Below are 21,810 nucleotides of genomic sequence, written 5' to 3'. Positions count from 1 at the left end.
AGGAGAGATGCGTTTATCTCTCCTATTTATTCATGGAGATGTGACGATGGCGATAATAAAAAATGAGAAGATTAAACATCTTGAAATAATTCTAAAAGTCAGTGAACGATGCAATATTAATTGTACTTACTGCTATGTATTTAATATGGGAAATACATTGGCTGCTGACAGTGCTCCAATTATATCTCTTGATAATATAGCAGCACTGAGAGGATTCTTTGAACGTTCTGTAATAGAAAACCATATTGAGGTAATTCAGGTAGATTTTCACGGTGGCGAACCACTGATGATGAAAAAAGAACGTTTCAATCAAATGTGTGAGATTCTCCGCGAAGGTAACTATGGTAACTCTCAGCTAGTTTTGGCATTACAGACCAATGGTATTCTGATTGATGATGAATGGATTGCTCTTTTTGAAAAACATCAGGTTCATGCAAGCATATCTATAGACGGACCAAAACACATCAATGATAGGCATCGATTAGATCGAAAAGGAAAAAGCACTTACGAAGGAACAGTTAATGGCTTACGTATGCTCCAAAATGCGTGGGCGCAAGGACGTATTCCGGCAGAACCAGGAATTCTCTCTGTGGCAAATGCTAACGCCAATGGAGGAGAAATTTATCATCATTTCTCAAAAGAACTCAAATGCCAGCGTTTCGATTTCCTCATACCTGATGATCAACATGCTGATAGCACTGACGCCGAAGGTATTGGCCGATTCCTTAATGAGGCGCTTGACGCCTGGTTTGCTGACGGTCAGCCAAATATTTTTGTCAGGATCTTTAACACATATCTGGGGACAATGCTTAATAGCCAGTTTCACCGTATTATAGGCATAAGTGCCAATGTTGAATCGGTTTATGCTTTCACTGTAACTTCTGATGGTCTGCTCCGTATTGATGACACCCTGCGATCAACCTCAGATAAAATATTTAATCCCATTGGACATGTCAGAGAATTAACTCTCTCAAGTGTGCTCGAATCAACTAATGCTAAAGAATATTCTTCACTGAATAGCGAATTACCTGAAGATTGCAATGACTGTATATGGAGTAAAATCTGTCATGGTGGCCGTCTGGTTAACCGTTTTTCACCAACCAATCGCTTTCATAATAAAACCGTTTTCTGTCCATCCATGCGGGTTTTTCTCAGTCGCGCTGCATCACACCTGATTGAGGCTGGTGTTAGTGAAGAAACAATAATAAAAAATATCCAACAATAAAAATAGCGAATTACAACAATGATAAAATTTAATTATTGGTTATCTGTTCTGTCATTTTTTGCCTTAGCCATTTTATCAAAGAATTCCGTCGCTAATAATTCTATTGATAATTTAGAAAAACCTATAACTCTGAATCTGAGCTTTGATAAATATTCTGTTCCCTATTCAACATTTATTATTGATGGACAGCCAGTATATGCAATGATTGATACAGGCTCTTCTATGGGGTTTTATCTTTACGAATCTCAGATAAAGAAAATCAAAGGGCTCAAAAAAGAAAATGTTTATCACAGTACAGATTTAACCGGTAAGGTTCAGACAAATATAAAATATTCAGCCAGCTCATTAAACGTAAATAATATGGAATTTAAAAACGTGAGCATTACTCCATTTAAACCGTGGGGGCTGCTAGTTTATAAAAAAGGAAATTTACCCGATAAACCTGTTGTGGGTCTTGATGCTTTTAAAGATAAACAAATAACATTAGATTACATCTCTAATTCACTCACAATAAAAAATAGCGTTACCGATAAAAACAAGCCACCAAAAGGGTTTACAGAACTTCCTTTCCAGAGATCTTCCAGTGGAATGGTTTTTGATGTCGAGCTATCTGGTCATAAATACCACATGATCCTGGATACCGGTGCCACCGTATCGATGATATGGCGTGAAAGACTTAAAGCCTATGCACCAACAAGTTGCCTCGTGGTGAATCCGGAAATGGATAATAAAGGATGTGAAGCCACAATGCTTACAGTTAAATCAGTGACCGGAAAAGCAGAACAGTTCGGGGCTGTAATTGTTGACGGACATTTTCAGCATATGGGAAAAATTGATGGCCTTCTCGGAAACAGCTTTCTCCGAAACCGGAAATTAATCATAGATTTTAAAAATAAAAAGGTCTTTTTTTCCGATGAGCACAGAAAAGCATGAAAACTCCATCTATCGTGCCGAAGCTCTGCAACATAAACAGGAGGGATGGCTTGGCGTATCTTATCTGGATATTCCATCCAGCCTCTCCATTTGTATTCTGACAGGCATGCTGACTGTTGCTTTTATTGTATCAATCATCATATTCGGCTCTTATAGCGAAAGAGTTAACGCCACCGGTAATGTCATTTATGACCCTCCGGCAGTGTCACTCATTGCACAAAACAATGGCATCATTATTAATTCAGTCGCTTCAGAAAAGAAATTCATTAAGCAGGGTGAAGTTATTTTTTCTGTGAGTGATGAAACTGAAACTAATCTTGGTGCTACTAAATTTGAAATAGAAGAGAGTTTGAAAAAACAACGGGATATACTATTTAAAAAAATTAATATTATCACCACCGAAGCTGAGGAAAATAAAACTTACTTTATTGAGAGAATAAAAAATAAAGAACAGGAAATAAATAGTTTAAATATCCTGATAAAAAATGCGGAAGAACAGAGGAAATGGTTCGAAAAAAAATCCGGCTTATATGAACAATTACGCAAAAAAGGCCTTGCGCGTGATTCTGAATTTATTGACAGGAAGAAGGATTATTATTCAGCCATAGTAAATCTCTCATCTGCAAAGGTAAAAATAATTACCCTACAAGGAGAGTTGCTGGATTTGAAAAATAAAATATCAGCGACGGATAGGGAGTCGGATTCAGCGAAAAAATTAATTACAGCTGAAATTGCTGGCATAAAACAAAAAATTCTGAATATAGAAAAGCAAAGAGAATATCTGATTGTCGCACCATTTAATGGAAAGATAACCAGCGTGACAGCCCATAAAGGCGAGAGAGTAAAAGCAGGCCAACAAGTCGCCGTCATCGTTCCCCTGGCTGCAAGGCCAAAAATTGAACTGCTTTCTTCATCCGATTCTCTCGGCGATGTGGCTGATGGACAACAGGTAAAAATGAGGATAGCAGCGTATCCATATCAGTGGTATGGAAAGGTTGCAGGAGTCATCGAAACAATCTCAGAAGCCCCGGTCAATATCCCTCCATCCACTCAGACCAATAGTGAAGGTAAAGCACTTTTCCGCATAACTGTGCGGCCAGTTATGACAGCACAACAAAAATCACTCTCTCTTCTGCCGGGTATGAAAGTAGAGACAGAGATATATGTAAGAACCAGAAAGAATTATGAATGGCTCTTTATGCCAGTGAAGAGGGTATATGAAAGAATATGTGACAACACACAATAAGGATACACGATATAAAATCAGTGGCTTTTTCGAGTTTTTCACTAAAAAACTACCTGTAATCATACAAACCGAGGTGACAGAGTGCGGATTAGCCTGTTTAGCCATGATTGCAAGCTGGCACGAACGGGAAACTGATGTTTACAGCATGAGGAAAATTTTCGACGTATCAAACAATGGCATGTCATTAAGACAACTCATCACAGTAGCAGATAGAATAAATATGAATGCCAGAGCCATACGCCTTGATCTCGAAGAACTCAGAAACGTCAGGCTTCCATGTATTCTGCACTGGTCCTTTAATCATTTCGTCGTGCTAAAAAAAATCACAAAGAAAAACGCCGTTATCCATGATCCTGCCTTAGGGAAAAAAATCATTTCCCTAAAAGAGTTGTCAAATAAATTCACGGGAATAGTTCTGGAAGTATGGCCACGCTCTGATTTTAAAAAGGAAAAAGTGAGTGAAAGTATCACTATCACAGATATGTTCCAGGGTGTAGCTAACCTTAAAAGCACGTTGCTAAAAATCATTCTGATATCACTTTTTATTGAGGGGCTAGCCCTCTCAATTCCCCTCAGCTCTCAATTTATTATCGATATTGTTTTGCGATCCAGTGACTTCGAAATGCTGAATCTGATTGTTATTGGCGTTATTTTTCTACTTATTCTCCGCTCTGCACTCAGCATTATCCGGGCCTGGACCCTGATGGCGATGCGCTACTCTTTGGGAATACAGTGGAGTATAGGTTTTTTTAACCAGTTACTGAGCCTTCCGTTAACATTCTTTGAAAAGCGCCATGTAGGAGATATAGCGTCCCGGCTGACATCACTCAATGAAATTAAAGAAGCCTTCACCGCAGAAATGCTGACTTCCTTGCTTGATGTGCTCATTCTACTAACTCTGATAACGCTAATGTTTTGTTACAGCGCGCTTCTGGCTTTTATTTCCCTGCTCATTATCTTTATTTATCTCAGCGTAAAACTTGCCCTCTATAACACATACAAAAGTGCCCGAGTTGAGGCCATTCACAATGAAGCATTACAGTCATCTCATTTCCTTGAAACAGTACGAAATGTGGCATGTGTCAAAGTATTTTCCCTGACAGAAAATCGGCGTATGACATGGCTTAATAAAGTTATTAACACAGCTAATGCCAGAGCTCATTTATTCAAGATAGATCTGATAAACCAAACCCTGTCAGGGTTTCTTACAGGGCTTTCATCAGCAACGATTTTATTCTTTGGTGGTAATCTCATGGAACATGGCGCAATAACAACAGGGACTCTATTCGCCTTTATGCTCTACGCTAATATGTTTCTTACCCGCTCTATTAAAGTGATCAATTCACTTTTTAATTTTCGCCTTATATCAATACACTCAGATCGCCTAACGGACGTTGCAACCGCAGAAACAGAGGACACTTGGTATTCAAAAAACTTAGTTCCGCTTGAGGCTGTGGAAGGTCGGATAACGCTCAATAATCTTTCCTATCGTTACGGCGAAGCTGAACCCTTTATTTTTAAAGATATCGATCTGGAAATTAATGCAGGCGAAAATATCGCAATTATCGGGCCGTCAGGTTGTGGTAAATCCACTCTTCTCAGAATAATGGCGGGATTAGCCCTTCCCCAATCAGGAGGTGTATTGATTGATGGAACCAGCATACGACAGATTGGTATTGACGAATATCGGCGACATACCGCATTTGTGATGCAGGAAGACAAACTTTTTGCGGCTTCTCTGATGGATAATATTTCCTCTTTTGATCCTCAGCCCGACCTTGAATGGATGTATGAGTGTGCTAAAGCAGCAGCAATCCATAACGAAATTATAACTATGCCAATGCAGTACGAAACAATGATAGGTGATATGGGGAGTATTCTTTCAGGAGGACAAAAGCAGCGCGTATCTCTGGCCAGAGCACTTTATAAGCGCCCACGAATCCTTTTTCTTGATGAAGCAACGAGTGACCTCGATGTATTTAATGAACGAAAGATCAATAACGCGATAAAACAGATGCCCATTACCCGCATTTTTGTAGCACATCGGCCTGAAACGATTGCTGCCGCGGATAGAATATATAATCTAAAAGACAAAACTTTTACGGAATTTGCCAAATCCGGCACTGTTTTATTCTGATTGTACTTGATATTCAAAAAAATAAGCCCCATTCAACATGGGGTTTATTCATCAAAAATCATTTATTGTTTACTGGTAAGCTCACTGAATTACAAAATCCCTTGCGCCAGCATGGCATCCGCAACTTTAACAAAACCCGCTATATTCGCACCCTGTACATAGTTGATCTGTTTGCCTTCCCCGCCATATTCCACACAGGATTGGTGAATATCGAGCATGATGTGATGTAAGCGGATATCCACTTTTTCTGCTTTCCAGTTCTGGCGTATCGCATTCTGCGACATTTCCAGGCCCGAAGTGGCTACACCTCCCGCATTGGCGGCCTTACCCGGCGCAAACAGAACACCAGCTTCAAGGAAAGCATCCGTGGCTGCGATAGTTGCCGGCATGTTGGCTCCTTCTGCTACCAATTTCACACCATTCTGAATCAGTATTTTTGCATCTTCCAGATGCAGCTCATTCTGTGTCGCACAAGGCAGAGCGATATCTACAGGCACTGACCACGGGTTTTGCCCTTTAAGGAAAGTCAGCCCACGTTCTTTGGCGTAATCCTCAACACGCCCATAACGCTTATTTTTAATCTCTTCCAGATGAGCCAGTTTTTCTGGAGTGAATCCTTCTTCATCCAGAACAGTACCGCCAGAATCGGATACCGTTACCACTTTAGCCCCCAGCTCCAGACATTTTTCGATGGTATATTGAGCGACGTTTCCTGCTCCCGAAACCGATACCCGCATACCATCCAGCGCCATACCATGACGTTTCAGCATCGCATGAATGAAATAAACCAGACCATAACCCGTCGCTTCCGGGCGGATCAGACTGCCACCAAAAGAAAGCTCTTTACCTGTGAAAACACAGGCCGTGTTGTTGGATAACTTTTTCATCATCCCGGCCATAAACGCCACTTCCCGGCCACCAACTCCGATATCGCCGGCAGGAACATCAGTATCAGGCCCCAGATGGCGATACAACTCTGTCATTAATGCCTGACAAAACCGCATAATCTCACCCTGACTTTTCCCTTTAGGATCAAAATCAGAACCACCTTTTCCACCGCCCATTGGTAATGTTGTCAGCGCATTTTTTAATGTTTGCTCAAAACCCAGAAACTTCAGAATAGAGAGATTAACGGAAGGGTGAAAACGCATCCCGCCTTTAAATGGCCCGATGGCCGAATTGAACTGTACCCGCCATGCGCGGTTTACCTGAACCTTTCCCTGATCATCAACCCAGCTGACGCGGAATTGAATAACTCTTTCTGGTTCAACCAAACGCTCTAATAACCCCTGTTCACGATATTGCGGATTCCGCTCAAGAAAAGGCCAGAGCGAGGTCAATACTTCTCTTACTGCCTGTAAATATTCTGGTTGATGTGGATTGTGATACTGAACAGATTCAAGAAATGAGACTAAAGATGATGGTACATTCATTTATAGCTTCCTTTATACATTCAGATGTGATGCCCTCCCCATTTCCTTTGTTATTTTTTGTCGAAAATGTGAGGTAATTACGGTTTGCTTTCTGAATATACCACTATTTTATGATTGAATTTCAATAACTATTTTTATTAATTTTGTTGAAAATAAATTTTATAATTTCTTAATAAAAAGCTTTTTAAAGCACCTTATCCTTTACGGAAGCAAAAAAATCGCCTGCAATGAGCAGGCGATTCCATAGAATAAGTTTTCAGCAGAATATTAATCTTCGTCACGCAACGGAACGATAAGCATATCAACATGGACTGTGTTAATGAGCTGACGAGCTGATGACATCAGCTTGCTCCAAAAATCCTGATGATGACCACAGACAACGAGATCCATATCATATTGCTTAATCGCATCAACAAGTACTTGCCCTAAATCGCCGCTACCACTCAGCGTTTCCTGAATTTCATAGCTTGAATTCTCTGACAGCTCTTTCAGGGAGTTACGGGTTTCATCTGCGATACGTGCCTGCATATCACCAAGATTGACATCTATCAGGCCGGTGTATAAATCAGAGTAATTTACATCAACATGGATCAAGGAAACCTTAGCATTGTATGGCCTTGCCAAAGAAACCGCTTTATCCACCAAGACCCTGCTTTCTGGAGATAGATCAACTGCTACAAGAATATGTTTATAAGCCATATAAGTGAACTCCTTCCATAAAATGGATTGGCGGCATTAAACGCCATGATTTTATACTTATACTATAACTGCTTGACGCCTCTTTTGAGTGTCGTCGTGATCACAACTTGTTACTTTATTTAGTTAACCACTTGAAAGAAAAGATATCTGCTTTCAATACCATAACTGTATTAAACATTTTATCTCTGATACTGAGGCCATTTTTCAATATCACTTGGCTTTTCTAATAAGCCATTTCCTCCTAAAATTTAATACTGTGACTATTTACATTGCTACCTTTTCAGATAAATTCTTAATCCATACACAATATCCCGTTGCCACTCTAAGGAGGGGGAATATGTTCAGTATGCTTGCATTCTTCTGGGCAATTTGCATTATCTGTATTATCAATATATTACGTTATATTTCTTCACTACGTGCTTTATTATCTATTCTGCGTCAGGCAGATCCGATGCTATATCAAGCCATTGATGGTAATGGTTTTTTTACTGGTAATGGCCAATTCAGTAAACAAATGCGGCTGGTACGCTACATTAACACACAAGGCTATCTCAACCATCACAATGATGATGTCATCTTTTTCTGCGAAAGGCTGCGTAAGCAGTTTATATTGACGAAAGTGTTATGTGGGATTGTCTTACTGTGTCTGGTAGGAATAGCGATAGTCTGATAACAACAGAGAGGGAAAGCGAGTTGAAAATAAAAAGTGGCAATAAAAAGGGTTGAGCTGCTGATAGAGCTGCCAACCCTTTTTAATAACTTAAGCTTAGATCAATTGCAGAGCAATCCAATACAGGCAGCCTGACAGGGCAATTGAAATCGGCAATGTCAGTACCCACGCCAGCATGATATTTTTGATAGTCTTACTTTGAACACCACCACCATCAACCAGCATTGTACCTGCGACCGCAGAAGAAAGAACCTGTGTCGTCGATACCGGCATCCCCGTATAACTAGCAACCCCAATCGATACTGCGGCGGTCACCTGAGCGGAAACCCCCTGAGCATAAGTCATGCCTTTTTTACCGATTTTTTCACCAATAGTGACAGCAACACGTTTCCAGCCAACCATTGTGCCCAGAGACAGTGCCAGCGCCACCGCGATGATTATCCACATTGGTGCATATTCAACGGTATTCAGCAGATCTTTACGCAATTTATGCAGGAAACGTGCATCTTCCATGCTGGTTTCTGGCAATTTAGCCACAGCACTTGCTGTATCAGCAATACACATCAACATGCGACGCATGCTGTTACGTTGATCCGGATTCAGCTCACTATAGTTCTGAATACTTCCCAGCATTGTTTCCGTGGTATTCAGCACATCCAGTGCCCGTGAATTATCACAGTGGAAATTCATATCCAGTTGATCTTCAACCGGAGATATGGCCGGAGTCAGCTCAATTGCATGGGTAAGCGCAGGTTCATGATGCTCATAATACTGCTGCAAATGCACAACAGCATCATGGGTACGAGCAATGTCATAGCTTGTTGAGTTCATATTCACAACAAAGCCAGCAGGCGCGACACCAATCAGTACCAGCATGATCAGACCAATCCCTTTCTGGCCATCATTGGCGCCATGAGAAAAACTCACACCAACAGCAGAAAGGATCAGAGCTGTTCGTGTCCAGAATGGTGGTTTACGTTTACCATCCTGCTTTTCACGTTCAGCCGGCGTCATATGGATACGACGGCGCTTTTTAGTACCACTCCAGTAACGGCGCAGTAAAAAGACCATCGCTCCCGCGATCACCAAACCAATCATAGGAGACAGAATCAAGGACATAAAAATCTGTATCATCTTCGGAATATTCAGCGCATCAACAACAGAAGAGCTGGTCACTATCGCATTGGTCAGGCCAATCCCGATAATAGAACCAATCAACGTATGAGAGCTGGATGCCGGGATCCCGAAATACCATGTGCCCAGATTCCAGATAATTGCCGCCAGCAGCATGGAAAAGACCATCGCCAAACCATGGCTTGAGCTGACATTCAGTAGGAGATCTGTAGGTAATAGATGAACAATCGCATAAGCGACACTTAATCCACCAAGTAGAACACCAAAAAAGTTAAAAACCCCTGCCATGACAACAGCAAATTGCGAGCGCATAGCGCGGGTATAAATAACAGTTGCTACTGCATTTGCGGTATCATGAAACCCATTGATGGCTTCATAAAAAAGCACAAACAACAGAGCAAGTACTAACATAAGGCCGGTATAAAAATCCAGGCCAGTAAACAGATGTAGCATAAACGTTAAGCCAGTTAGTAGGACATGAACGCGGCGCATTATCAGTGACAAACGCTGGCGGGAAAAGAGAAATATGACCTTTTTTTGATTTAATGACAATAAACCGGCAGCGAATGATTTACTTTTATCATAAAAATCAAAAAATTATGTGATTTTTATCTTTTTATATTTTTTTGATGAAAAATGGCCTGCCATAATAAAAGTTCAACCAAGTACTTATTTTTCTCTGCATTTCGCAGATAGTCCCTCCACAATGAAGTGTATTTCCTGAAAAATAATCCGGCAAGAAAGTTATTCTGCAAGTATAGAGATAGCAAACGAATGGAAAAATTTGATGTAGTAATTATTGGTGCTGGCGCGGCTGGCTTGTTTTGCGCAGCACAGGCCGGGCAGTCAGGACTAAACGTTCTGGTACTGGATAATGGTAAAAAAGCAGGCCGCAAAATTTTAATGTCCGGGGGTGGACGCTGTAATTTTACCAATATGTATGCCGAACCCGCAGCCTTCCTTTCAGCCAATCCGCACTTTTGTAAGTCAGCACTTGCTCGCTACACACAATGGGATTTTATTGATTTGGTGCAACGTCATGGTATTGCCTACCATGAAAAAACGTTAGGGCAGCTTTTTTGCGATGACTCGGCTCAGCAGATTATTAACCTGCTTTTGAAAGAGTGCGAAGCCGGTCAGGTGACAATTCGCTTACGTAGTGAAGTCACTCAGATAGAGAAAAATGAGCAAGAGTTCGAAATTACTGCATCAGGAAAAAAAGTAAGCGCGCACTCACTTGTCGTGGCTTCTGGCGGATTATCTATGCCCGGTTTAGGTGCCTCTCCTTTCGGTTATCGCATTGCGGAACAATTCGGTCTTAATATCCTGCCAACTCGTGCCGCCTTAGTTCCTTTTACCCTACACAAACCATTGCTGGAACAGCTTCAAACTCTCTCCGGTGTGGCGGTACCTTCCGTTGTTACCGCACAGGACGGAACGGTGTTCAGGGAAAATATCCTGTTTACTCACCGTGGACTTTCCGGCCCCGCTATTCTACAGATCTCCAGCTATTGGCAGCCCGGTGAATATGTGAGTATTAACTTACTCCCGAATATCGACTTGGATGACTTCTTAACTCAGGAACGTGAAACCCACCCTAACCAAAGCCTGAAAAACACCCTTGCCAAACTGTTGCCAAAACGTCTGGTGGAGTGTCTGCAATCTCTTGGTCAGCTACCAGAACTCTCTCTGAAACAGCTCAATTCAGCACAGAAAAAAGATCTGGTCACTACCCTGCAATGCTGGCAGGTACAGCCAAATGGTACTGAGGGATATCGCACCGCAGAGGTGACTCTCGGTGGCGTAGACACTAATGAGCTGTCATCGAAAACAATGGAGTCCCATAAGGTGAAGGGATTGTATTTTATCGGTGAAGTTGTCGACGTCACCGGCTGGCTTGGCGGGTATAACTTCCAGTGGGCATGGAGTTCAGCCTGGGCCTGTGCGCAGGCACTGGTGGCTGTGGAAAGACAATAACATTTATCTGTTGGCAATAAATTTTGCCCATAAGAACGATTCGATTCTTGTTCTTACGGGCAACCATAGCTACCACTACAGGGATTCAGAGTGAAATACAGCATATCCTTAAAAAGGATAAATTAGTGCTTAAAATCAGCTTAATTAAAATGCAAATTCTGTATCAGATAATCAATAAAAACGCGGCATTTGAGGCGAATACGATGATCACCGGCAAATACAATCGTGATGTCCTGCTTGGGCAATGTATAGTCGGGAAACAACTGGATCAGCTCCCCTTTCGCAATTTCCTCTTTCACCATCCACTCCGGCAGAATGGCTACACCGAGTCCGGAACACACCATCGCCTTAATAGCTAAGGCTGAATTAGAGTGAAACCGGGCCATAGCACGAAATTCGAACGCTTCCTTTTTATCGTTGCGTAAAGTCCACTGTGTTGGTGCCTGTAAGTTACTGCTAGCAATCCACTGCACAGCATTTAAATCATCAAGGGATTTAACGGGATTGTTTTTTAACCACTCTGATGAGGCCACCATAACAATGGCATAATTACCCAGTTTTCTGCTTCTTAAAGTCGAGTCACGTAAAGTCCCTAAGCGAATTGCCAGATCAAACCGTTCTGAAATTAAATCATTCAATGATGAATCAGCGTAATAATTGATGCCTAAATTTGGATGAAGTTTGCAAAACTCACCAATTAACGGCAGTAAAAATTGCGCACCAAATTCCGCCGTGGATGTGATACTCAGAGTTCCGGACAAAGAACGATGAATGTCAGATATGTTTTCAATAGATGTCTGAATATTAGAAAATATTTCCCGAAAATCCTTATATAGGACTTCACCGGCTTCTGTCAGAGTGATGCCTCGTGTGTTGCGAATAAGCAGCGGCACATTCAGCACTTCCTCCAACGATTTCACATGAATACTCGCCATCGCTTTGCTAATGAAAAGCCGTTTTGCAGCAAGAGTGAATGACCCACAATCTACTACCGCAAGAAACGTTTGAATTCGGTTTAAGTGATTAAAAATCATATATTGTTAAATATTAGTAAACACTGAGTTTAATTTAATCTAATCGACACTACCGAGCAAGCCAAATTAGACTCCGAACTGGAGGATAAAATGACATATCGTTATCGTATTGCCTTTATTTTTTTAGCTGGCTTTTTCATTGACTGCATAAATATTTTTATGTCAGCAATTGCATTGCCTAATATTTCTCACGAACTCAACATTTCTGAATCTAATGTGGCCTGGGTAGCAAACAGCTATATTCTGGGGTTGACGCTCATTATTCCACTAAGTACCTGGCTTGCCAGTCATCTGGGTGCCAGATTGACCATGGCAGCTTCCATGGCAATATTTTCTGTAGGGGCTTTACTATCAGGGCTATCCAACGATTTTGTGTCATTGATCCTGTTTCGATTTATTCAGGGGATAGGCGGTGGATTACTGATCCCGGTAGGTCAGGCACTCACCTTTGGCCTGTTTAAAAAAGATGAACGCGCAAAAGTATCGACGCTGATTATGGCTGTCGCGCTAATTGCACCGGCTATTTCTCCCGGTGCAGGCGGAGTCATCGTGGATCACTTTTCCTGGCGCTGGGTATTTCTCTGTAATATCCCTTTCAGTCTCATCACGGCATTACTGGCAATATTGTGGATCAAAGAGGAAAAGACCACCGCCCGCCGACCGGATCTCATAGGGCTATTATTGGTGAGTCTGGCACTGACTGTACTGTTGTTTGGTATGTCACTGTATGCGGGTTCTACCAGTTCGTGGCTCCCACTCACCTTAGCCGGGCTTGGCATTTTCTTTAGCCTGCTCTACGTCAGACATGCTCGCAGCATAGAACACCCAATTCTCGACCTGAATGTGTTGCGTAATAACCGTATGCTCTTCTCTGTCTTAGTTTACTATGCTGTACCGGGCATATTTACCGGTGTGAATCTACTCAATATTTTCTTTCTCCAGCAGGTGATTGGCTGGACAGCCAGTGAAACCGGGCTTTTGATGATATTGTTCGCAGGTGGATCATTCTGTGCCATGGTAGCTTGCGGTCATCTCTATAATCACATTGGCGCTGCCCGACTATTCTGTACTGGCCTGATATTGCATGCCGGGGGACTCGTCTTGCTGACGCTGGTCGGGGCGGAACATGAGTTACTCTTGCTTGTTGCTGCTTACTTGCTGATGGGAATTGGCGGAGGTATTTCAGCCAATACCGCTCAGACCACTGCGATGCTGGATTTTGAGGGGGAACATCTGGCCCGCGCCAGCACTGTCTGGAACCTCAACCGCCAGATGTCATTCAGCATCGGCGCTGCGGTTTTTACACTGCTCTTTAATCTGCTACAACAGCAAACTACCACGACATCTGCTTACCATTTCACATTCCTTATTGCCGCCGGGTTAGGACTACTTCCCCTGCTAAAGCTCATTCAACTCAGTCAAAAAACGGAGTCCGTATGCAATCAGAAAAAGAATTAATTGCTCACCGCAGCCTAATCGAGCTTCCTCAATGGATAGAAGAGGTATTTACTGGCCGGGAAGGTCATCCATCCGCGATGAAGAAACTACTGGGCAGTTTTCCCGCTGATTTCAGGATGATAACAATGAAAGGCCAAAGTATCGGTCTGACTGAAGTAGAAAACCTGTTTCGTCACAATATAGGTACCCGGCCTCAACTACGCATTGTTATCGATGCCTGTGAAACATTAGCGGAAACCACAGAAAACGTGATATGCCGCTATCGCGAAACTCAACATAATGCAGGCACTACGCTGGTTCGCTGGTCCACAGTCATTATAGATATTCATGCGGGGCAACCTTACTGGCGCTATCTGCACGAAACAGCCATTGAGGAATAAAAAAAGAAGTATTATTCAATCAATCAACATAAGTCAGCCATACTTATTGCCTTTCAAGTTGCAGCTTTATTGGCTGCAGCTTGAAGCCTGGAAAGTATATATTCTACTTTTATCTTTTATCATTGTTTAATGAAAACCTGCCCTTATAAAATATTAAAGACAGAGGAAAATAAAATATTCAATATATTGAAAGTCATTTTCTTTCGATGTATTAATGGTGTTACTGATGAATAACATCATTCATTTTAATACGAAAAGAATATTGCCATTTATTATAAGATAATGAAACGATACTTGATTGAACCAAAGAATTTTAAAGAACAATATTTAAAAAACAGATAAATCAATTTAATTAAAAATTAAGAAAGGGGAATGATGATGTCATTAGAAATGGTTACTGCTTACCGTAAATCAAATGCTCTATTTTCTTTTGTAGACAGTGAAGCGCCATTACATTTAAGCACTCAAGATGGCAAAACAGTGGAACAACTTGCTCAGCTATGCAATGTTTATCAGGATAGATTCCATCGGTTATTGGACTATATGCAAACACTCAATGTGTTAATAAAAAAAGAAGATAAGTTTTATCTCACCGAACAATGGGCATCACTCAGTAAACCAGACAGCTTTGAAACGTTATATATAAAATTCGAATTAGACCCCGCTTTCTGGAGCGCCTGGGCACAATACAGCTCATCATTAAGAAAAAATAATAATAAATCTGCTTTTGAAATTACCCATAATGAATCATTCTTCGATTATCTCAGTGATGGGAAAAATAAAAAAATAAAAATAACTTTTGATAATTTAATGGCGAAAATGACCAATATGATGAATGAATATGTTATTGACCGCCTGCCTTTAAATAACATCTCTTCATTTATTGATATTGGTGGCGGAGTGGGTTCTTTTGCAAAAAATATAAAAAGGCATTATCCCCATATTCAGTGTCATGTCATGGATCAATATGATTTTACCGAGCAAGAATCAGAAGGCGTGACTTTAATTAATGGCAATTTCTTTTCTGCTATTCCATCAGGATATGACGTTTATTGTATGAAAGGTGTTTTACATGACTGGCCAGATAATCAGGTCATCCATCTTCTCAAAAACTGCCATCAAGCTATGCGGGAAGATTCTGTCTTATATGTTATCGATATGATCAAAGAACCAGATGAAACAGCATCATTTGATTTGTATATCGATACTCTTCTGTTAGGCCGGAAACGGAATCAGTCTGAATTTGAATTTGTGGCAAAACAGGCCGGATTCTCTATTACAAATATCTACAATCTGAATTTCTCTACCGTAAATGGCAGCCAGTACATTATTGAAATGAAAAAATAAATTTACTCTGAAGTCACAGATATGTCGCTATGACTACTCGTGTAATCCGGCTGAACGGCGTAATACCGACTCACAAACGGAGTCTATGCGAATTGATTGATATTCATGCAGGGCAGCCCGCCGACACAACCTGCATGAAACAGCTATTGTGGGGCAGAAAATGCAGCAGTATCCGATCTGCAATATTCGTATTCTCAGTGACACGATCCGGGAGTTTACTTTGGAGGCGCCAGAATGGGAACTCGCTGCGTTAACACCCGGCAGTCACTTCCGCTGGTTGATGCCCGACAATATTGGTACACGTAGTTATTCCTGCGTGATGTTGACGATACCAACAGCCAAACTGACATTTGCCATCCAACTCAATACCGCTTCTGCCAGTAGCCAATATTTACAGAGCCTGAAGGTAGGTGACAGTGCCAGGCTTGAGGGGCCATTTAACCACTTTCCACAGCTCTCCGCACCTGAGGGCGGGCGGGATATAGTGATTGCAGGAGGCATTGGCATAACCCCCATCATCGGCATCATAGCGCGCCTCATTGCTATGGGAAAACACCCGGAATGTCACTACCTTATCTCTTCACAAGCACAGGCTGTCTACGCAACCGAATTGGCAACTCTCGCCGCTTCACATTTTTATCTACACAGTACAGAAGAGCAAAAGGTCTGTCTTTCCCGATTATTGGGCGCATTACAAGCCTGCGATCGGCTGCATGTATGTGGTCCTGTGCGCCTGCTCAATGCCGTGCTGGACTACTGTGATAACCACCATTTTTCACGGCAACACATTGCCTTTGAACTTTTCACCACACCAACAATTAAAGCTGATATCGCCGAGACGGGTTACGAAGTAGAAGCAGCAGAATCAGGTATCAGGCTACAGGTCGCAGCTGGCCAGTCACTACTGGATGCACTGGAAGCGGCAGGATTAGAGCCACTGTATGATTGCCGGCGCGGGGAATGCGGTCTATGTGCACTAAAAGTGATCGAAGGTGACGTCGAGCACCACGATTTCATTATGACACCGCAAGAAGCGACTACCTCCCGAACCATTTATCCCTGTGTTTCCCGAGCAAAGGGAAGCTTCCTTAAACTAGCATTGTGAATCGTTTTATGAATAAAAATCTTATATTTCGCGGCACAGAAATTCACAAATCTGCATATCTCGATGAGGCTATATTCATCACCGAGCAAAATACCGTCTTTATGCAGAGCTGGCTCTATCTGTGCCACGGCAGCCAGATCCCCACAATCGGTGACTATTTCACAACTGAATTAGCATCACAGCCATTAGTCGCGATTCGCCAGAAAAATAATGAAATAAAAGTACTTTATAATCGCTGCCCACATAAAGGCGTAAAGATCTTACCGGAAACCAGTGGTAACAGTGGGCGTTTTCTGCGCTGTCCCTACCATGCCTGGACATTCAAACCTTCAGGTGAATTACTCAGCATCCCGGTAAAAACCGAATATGATCCCGGTGTACTGTCCGAGTGCGAAGCCAGCATCGGTATGAAAGCTGTTGACAATGTAGTGTGTTATCGCGATTTCATCTTTGTACGATTAAGTGCTCAGGGTCTGCCATTTGATATCTTCTTCGGCGATGCTCTATCGACACTGGACAATATGATCGATCGTTCCCCTAAAGGAGCATTACGAGTCGTTGGTGTACCACTGCGTCATCGTCATCACTGTAACTGGAAGATGGTGATAGATAACCAAACTGACACTTGTCACCCCATGGTGGCGCATGAATCTTCAGCAGGAGAAGCGATTAATCTCTGGGCTCAGGCTGATCAGCAAGGTACTCAACCCACAGCGGTGGAACTTTTGTCTCCTCTTATGTCTCCCCACGCTTTTTTTTCTGAGATGGGGATCCGCATCTGGGCCAATGGTCATGGACACACCGGTGTCAGTAATTCCATCCATAAAGACTATTCAGCAATCCCCGATTACTGGGAAAGTATGGTGGAGAGTTACGGTGAGGAGCGGGCACAGCAAATCTTGAACGATACACGACACAATACCGTGTACTTCCCTAATCTGGTCGTAAAAGGGCCTATCCAGACGTTACGTATTATTCGTCCGGTTTCCGCCAGCGAGACTGTTGTCGAATCCTGGATTCTGGAGCTGGTAGGGGCACCACAAAAGATGCTAGAGCGTACTATACAGTACAACAACTTAATCAACTCCCCCTGTTCAATAGTGGCGCATGACGATGTGGAAATGTATGAACGCGCTACCGAAGGACTAAAAAGTCAGGCTAACGAGTGGGTCAATATCGCTCGCCTCTATGATCCTGCGGAACGCTGGGATCGAACCACTCAAATGTCAGGAACCAGTGAAGGCGCAATGAGAAACTTTTATTCCATGTGGCAACGCATGATGGAGGGAGGCAATGGAGAATAACAATGTCATACAGACCCTGACTGATTTGATTTATCACGAAGCCTGGCTACTTGATGAACAGAAATTTGACGACTGGTTCGCTTTGCTGGCGGAGGAATATACGTGGTGGATTCCATCACGACACGATCAACTTAGCCCGCTGACAGAGTCTTCTTTACTGTATGAGGATCGCTTTGTCACACAACTGCGTATCAATCGACTTCGTAATGCGCGTAATTTTTCGCAGCAGCCACGCAGCCGCTCACAGCATCTGCTCCAGCGCCCCATTATCAGCTGGACTGAAGGAGAACAGAGTGCCAGTGGCGTTAGTCAATTACTCTACAGCGAAAGTCGTGGTGACAGAGAGTGGCATTACGCCGCACATCTCGAACACCAGTTTCACTGGCGTGAAGGACAATGGCTGATCAGCGGACGCAAAACCGTCTTACTTAATCTTGCGCGTCCTTTCGACAGTTTGCAGTTGATTATCTGAGACTCAATCATGACAACAAATGATATCTCATCTGCCCCAACTCCCTCATTTCCGTTTATCGACACGCTATTTGACTATGCAGCCTTTTTAGAACAAGTTGAATCACAGCAAGCTATTGGGCATTTACCTGACAGTCAGCAGCATCAACAATGGGATGTATCCGGTTTGGTTCATTGATATTTCTCCCGACATTTTGGCCTGTCTCTTGATCATAATTCATAACTCAAGAGACAGGTTTCAACCGGAGCTTGTAATAATAGAGACTGACTCAAAGAAAAATGGCAGCATTTATCGTCGTCTCCCATTTGCAGTCAGTGAAGCGCTGCCTGCAACGCAAGTGGCGGCCAGAAGCATTACCACCGCAAGACCGATCAGTAGCCCGGTGAAACTGGATACATCCGCCACAATGAGTGGCCCGGTACTGGCACCGATAAACAGGATAAATCCATTAAGAGCCATACCTCCAGCCCGATTGGGAACGGACATTGTACCAAATTGCGTAATCATCGCCGGAATGGCGAGTGCCACACCAGCAACAAAGATCAGGCTCCCAATAGCAACGCCGATCAGAGATTGTGGTAAGACTGCCACCAAAAATAAGCCAAAAGACGCAAACATATAACCCGTAATAGCAACGCCCTGCATCCCAATCCGTGTAGCAATCGGCCCGGCTAACAGTGCTGCAAACATTCCGGGTAATCCAACCATACGCAGCAGAATGATTTTTTCGGGCTCCAGTCCCAGAATTACAAGATGTGGCCCCAAAGCGGTATAGATAGCAACAAATGACAGTAGTAACGTGATGTGAGCACAAGACAGCAATAACACAGCCGGACGCATGGTAACCGCTCCCAACTCTATAAAGCGATATCCCAGATGCCCATTAACAGCAGCACGTTCTGGTTCTCTGACCATCGCTGCAACAAATGGAATAGCCACCAGCAGACAGGTTCCCGTTATCAGAAATACCCAATACCACTCCCATCTCAGTACCACCCAAGCAGCCAGTACTTGCCCAAAAATACCGGCAACAAGAAATGAAGTCGACATTGCTCCGGTTGCTATCGCACGTCGGCGAACCGGAATCGCTTCACTGAGATAGGCGAGTGCTGTCGGTGCAAAACTGGATGCTGCCAGCCCTTGCATCGCCCGTAGCCCGGTCAGCCATGATAATGATGGCGCGAAAGCACATGCAAAGGTCGCAATCGACAATATAACTAACCCCGTCAGCATCACCGGACGACGTCCATACTGATCGGATACCGGCCCCCAAATCAAGAATCCACAGGCATAGGCCAGACTGAAACTTGTAGCAAGTGCAAACGTTACATGCCGCGGGCTGGTCGGGCTAAAATCCTGACCAACTTGTGCCAGTAGAGGGATAACCATATAAAGCTGAGTCAGAACAAACAGCGCAATCACGACCAGCAACGTAATGACACCGCCACTCGCCACCTGAGACTGGTTATGCATGACACTTTGTCTCCACTGAGCCAAACATGACGATGGTTTACTCATCCATAAAAAATCAACAAAATGCTGGATCTGAGTCTAGTATGGTTTTTGTGATACTGACAGTTGTATAACCAATATATTTCGAGGATATTAAGTTGCTACAAAAAATATAAATAATAAACTTCTGCGATTAATATATTCAATTATAAATAGACCTTTCAATTAATACTAAAATCCCTCCTATTATTTAAAAATGCTATTTCTCCCGGGCTGGAATAAATAATGAAATAGGTATATCAAATATTGATACAAGATTCTGTATGATTCAGAGTTAAACATTAGAAAAACAGATTGATTATTATATTTCTATTTGGAATAATGCGCGGCAAATTAGGACTGACAACAAACTATAAAACTGGATAAAGCACGTTTACCCAGTCAAAAACCCAATTAAGATAGTTTAAAAATAACTTTAAAAACGGTCAGGACTTTCCAACATCATTCTTCAACAAAGCCTCAGGGATTAATTATTAGTACAAATGATTTATATCGGATAACGAAATAAATCTATTAGAAATCATTACATCCAAAATATGAGCAGACAAATTTATTAACCTTTATTGGGACATGGATCCCAAGATTGTTCTGTTCAAAAAAATGAGTCTTAACTATGCAAAACTTAACCCATGTTAAAGCACTATGTGCTTTAGCAGATCCTTATCGTGCCTGTGCCGATCATGATGCGTTATTTAATGATGCCATGCGTGAACTGACGTTATATCACTGTGAGCATACTCCGGGCTATGAACAGTGGCTGGCAAATAATGGTTTGAATAAACAATCTGTAATGGCAATGGATGACTGGTCAGCCCTGCCACCTCTTTTTGCCAATTATTTCAAACGTAATTTGATCGTGAGCAACAGCTCGGTAGATGCTTTGGAGTTAACGTCCTCAGGTACAACCGGACAAAAGAGCCGTATGCACTATGACAACCGAAGTATTACGGCTGCGCAGAATATGGTGGATCGTATTTTTAATTATTATGGCTGGAATACACCTGACCAACCCTGCAATTATCTTCTACTCAGTTATGAACCTGCCGGAGCCATTTCTTTGGGAACCGCTTATACCGATCAGTTTCTGTGTAAGTATGCACCGGTAAACCGCTCCTACTATGCCCTGCGTCATAACGGAAAAAGTAATGAATTCGATCCGTTCGGTACGATTAAGGCCTTACAGGAATTTGCTGAAGAAGGGCTGCCAGTGCGTATTTTCGGCTTTCCGGCTTTCCTGTGGTTTACCCTGCAAAGAATGGAGCAAATGGGGCTACCCCCACTGAAATTACATCCGGATTCACTGCTGTCTCTGGGTGGTGGCTGGAAAACACATTCCGATAAAGCAATCTCTAAACAAGAACTGTACCAACGATTGGAAAAACAATTAGGTATTCCGAATGTACGCTGTCGCGATGGATACGGTTCCGTTGAACATCCAGTGCCTTATATGGAGTGTTCTCACCATCGTTTCCATGTTCCGGTCTACTCACAGGTCTATATCCGTCATACCGCTAATATGTCACGGCAGCCTTATGGCGAACCGGGTTTTCTGCACTTCGTCTCTCCTTTTATCACTTCCAGCCCGGCGCACAGCATCGTTATGAGTGATCTGGCGGTACTGCATCCCGGAAGTCAGTGTGGCTGTGAGCTGGATACTGATTGGTTTGAGTTGCTTGGTCGTGCTGGTACCAGCAAAAGTCGTAGTTGTGCTATTGCCGCTTCAGAATTGATAAAAGAGGCCTGA

At 42.7% G+C, this 21,810-nt stretch carries 19 protein-coding genes; 14 read left to right on the top strand and 5 right to left on the bottom strand.

The genetic code is table 11. The annotated features are described in order from the left end of the window. Positions 1–46 precede the first annotated feature (46 nt). Genes xyeB through AACX38_RS04695 form a run of 4 tightly spaced genes read left to right on the top strand, consistent with a single transcriptional unit; the run spans position 47 to position 5,541 of the window. Positions 47–1,225 (top strand): cyclophane-forming radical SAM/SPASM peptide maturase XyeB, encoded by a 1,179-nt coding sequence (gene xyeB, locus AACX38_RS04710; protein ID WP_099120414.1) that lies wholly within the window; start codon positions 47–49, stop codon positions 1,223–1,225. Positions 1,226–1,243: 18 nt separating this feature from the next. Continuing rightward, complete coding sequence (locus tag AACX38_RS04705; protein ID WP_228863650.1) at positions 1,244–2,158, top strand: hypothetical protein; 915 nt, start codon at positions 1,244–1,246, stop codon at positions 2,156–2,158. Continuing rightward, positions 2,139–3,404 carry an HlyD family secretion protein gene (locus AACX38_RS04700; protein ID WP_228863649.1) on the top strand — a complete coding sequence of 422 codons (1,266 nt, stop codon included), beginning with the start codon at positions 2,139–2,141 and terminating at the stop codon, positions 3,402–3,404. The genes AACX38_RS04705 and AACX38_RS04700 overlap by 20 nt, the downstream gene beginning before the upstream one ends. Further along, a complete protein-coding gene (locus tag AACX38_RS04695; protein ID WP_228863648.1) occupies positions 3,376–5,541 on the top strand; it encodes a peptidase domain-containing ABC transporter in 2,166 nt (721 codons plus the stop codon). Before AACX38_RS04700 ends, AACX38_RS04695 begins: the two co-directional genes overlap by 29 nt. 89 nt (positions 5,542–5,630) lie before the next feature. Here the strand turns inward: AACX38_RS04695 and gdhA are convergent, their stop codons facing one another. Together gdhA and uspA are read right to left on the bottom strand one after the other, a co-directional pair. Beyond that, positions 5,631–6,974: an NADP-specific glutamate dehydrogenase gene (gene gdhA / locus AACX38_RS04690; RefSeq protein ID WP_099120418.1), complete on the bottom strand. Its 1,344-nt coding sequence runs from the start codon at positions 6,972–6,974 to the stop codon at positions 5,631–5,633. Positions 6,975–7,241: 267 nt separating this feature from the next. Then, positions 7,242–7,673: a universal stress protein UspA gene (gene uspA, locus AACX38_RS04685; protein WP_099120419.1), complete on the bottom strand. Its 432-nt coding sequence runs from the start codon at positions 7,671–7,673 to the stop codon at positions 7,242–7,244. A gap of 337 nt (positions 7,674–8,010) precedes the next feature. Between uspA and uspB the strand changes: the two genes are divergently transcribed. After that, positions 8,011–8,343 (top strand): universal stress protein UspB, encoded by a 333-nt coding sequence (gene uspB / locus AACX38_RS04680; protein ID WP_228863647.1) that lies wholly within the window; start codon positions 8,011–8,013, stop codon positions 8,341–8,343. 96 nt (positions 8,344–8,439) lie between these two features. Here the strand turns inward: uspB and pitA are convergent, their stop codons facing one another. After that, on the bottom strand, positions 8,440–9,930 hold the full coding sequence (gene pitA, locus AACX38_RS04675) for an inorganic phosphate transporter PitA (protein WP_099111019.1): 1,491 nt from the start codon (positions 9,928–9,930) through the stop codon (positions 8,440–8,442). A gap of 321 nt (positions 9,931–10,251) precedes the next feature. On the opposite strand from pitA, the gene AACX38_RS04670 reads away from it, so the two are divergent. Beyond that, positions 10,252–11,454 (top strand): BaiN/RdsA family NAD(P)/FAD-dependent oxidoreductase, encoded by a 1,203-nt coding sequence (locus AACX38_RS04670; RefSeq protein WP_228863646.1) that lies wholly within the window; start codon positions 10,252–10,254, stop codon positions 11,452–11,454. A 140-nt stretch (positions 11,455–11,594) separates the two neighbouring features. Here AACX38_RS04670 and AACX38_RS04665 read toward each other — a convergent pair whose 3' ends face one another. Beyond that, entirely contained in the window at positions 11,595–12,488 is an 894-nt protein-coding gene (locus AACX38_RS04665) for a LysR family transcriptional regulator (protein WP_228863645.1), read from the bottom strand. Between the two features lie 90 nt (positions 12,489–12,578). Between AACX38_RS04665 and AACX38_RS04660 the strand changes: the two genes are divergently transcribed. From AACX38_RS04660 to AACX38_RS04630, 7 genes are all read left to right on the top strand, one after another. Continuing rightward, entirely contained in the window at positions 12,579–13,946 is a 1,368-nt protein-coding gene (locus AACX38_RS04660; protein WP_228863644.1) for an MFS transporter, read from the top strand. Continuing rightward, positions 13,925–14,326 carry a hypothetical protein gene (locus tag AACX38_RS04655; RefSeq protein ID WP_228863643.1) on the top strand — a complete coding sequence of 134 codons (402 nt, stop codon included), beginning with the start codon at positions 13,925–13,927 and terminating at the stop codon, positions 14,324–14,326. The genes AACX38_RS04660 and AACX38_RS04655 overlap by 22 nt, the downstream gene beginning before the upstream one ends. Before the next feature lie 372 nt (positions 14,327–14,698). Continuing rightward, positions 14,699–15,673, top strand: a complete 975-nt coding sequence (locus tag AACX38_RS04650; RefSeq protein WP_339385657.1) for a methyltransferase — start codon at positions 14,699–14,701, stop codon at positions 15,671–15,673. A gap of 160 nt (positions 15,674–15,833) precedes the next feature. Next, positions 15,834–16,778: a flavin reductase family protein gene (locus AACX38_RS04645; RefSeq protein ID WP_228863641.1), complete on the top strand. Its 945-nt coding sequence runs from the start codon at positions 15,834–15,836 to the stop codon at positions 16,776–16,778. An 8-nt stretch (positions 16,779–16,786) separates the two neighbouring features. After that, entirely contained in the window at positions 16,787–18,082 is a 1,296-nt protein-coding gene (locus AACX38_RS04640) for an aromatic ring-hydroxylating dioxygenase subunit alpha (protein WP_228863640.1), read from the top strand. Next, positions 18,072–18,554 carry an aromatic-ring-hydroxylating dioxygenase subunit beta gene (locus tag AACX38_RS04635; RefSeq protein ID WP_228863639.1) on the top strand — a complete coding sequence of 161 codons (483 nt, stop codon included), beginning with the start codon at positions 18,072–18,074 and terminating at the stop codon, positions 18,552–18,554. The genes AACX38_RS04640 and AACX38_RS04635 overlap by 11 nt, the downstream gene beginning before the upstream one ends. A gap of 9 nt (positions 18,555–18,563) precedes the next feature. Then, a complete protein-coding gene (locus AACX38_RS04630; RefSeq protein ID WP_228863638.1) occupies positions 18,564–18,731 on the top strand; it encodes a hypothetical protein in 168 nt (55 codons plus the stop codon). A gap of 111 nt (positions 18,732–18,842) precedes the next feature. Here the strand turns inward: AACX38_RS04630 and AACX38_RS04625 are convergent, their stop codons facing one another. After that, entirely contained in the window at positions 18,843–20,027 is a 1,185-nt protein-coding gene (locus AACX38_RS04625; protein WP_228863637.1) for an MFS transporter, read from the bottom strand. 652 nt (positions 20,028–20,679) lie between these two features. Here AACX38_RS04625 and AACX38_RS04620 point away from each other — a divergent pair. After that, positions 20,680–21,810, top strand: coding sequence for a LuxE/PaaK family acyltransferase (locus AACX38_RS04620; RefSeq protein ID WP_099120428.1), 1,131 nt, complete (start codon positions 20,680–20,682; stop codon positions 21,808–21,810).

Source organism: Xenorhabdus sp. PB30.3 (genome assembly GCF_963895965.1).
Classification (GTDB): domain Bacteria; phylum Pseudomonadota; class Gammaproteobacteria; order Enterobacterales; family Enterobacteriaceae; genus Xenorhabdus; species Xenorhabdus stockiae.
Note: the sequence above shows the minus strand (reverse complement) of the source record. Positions and strands in the feature narration are given on the sequence as shown.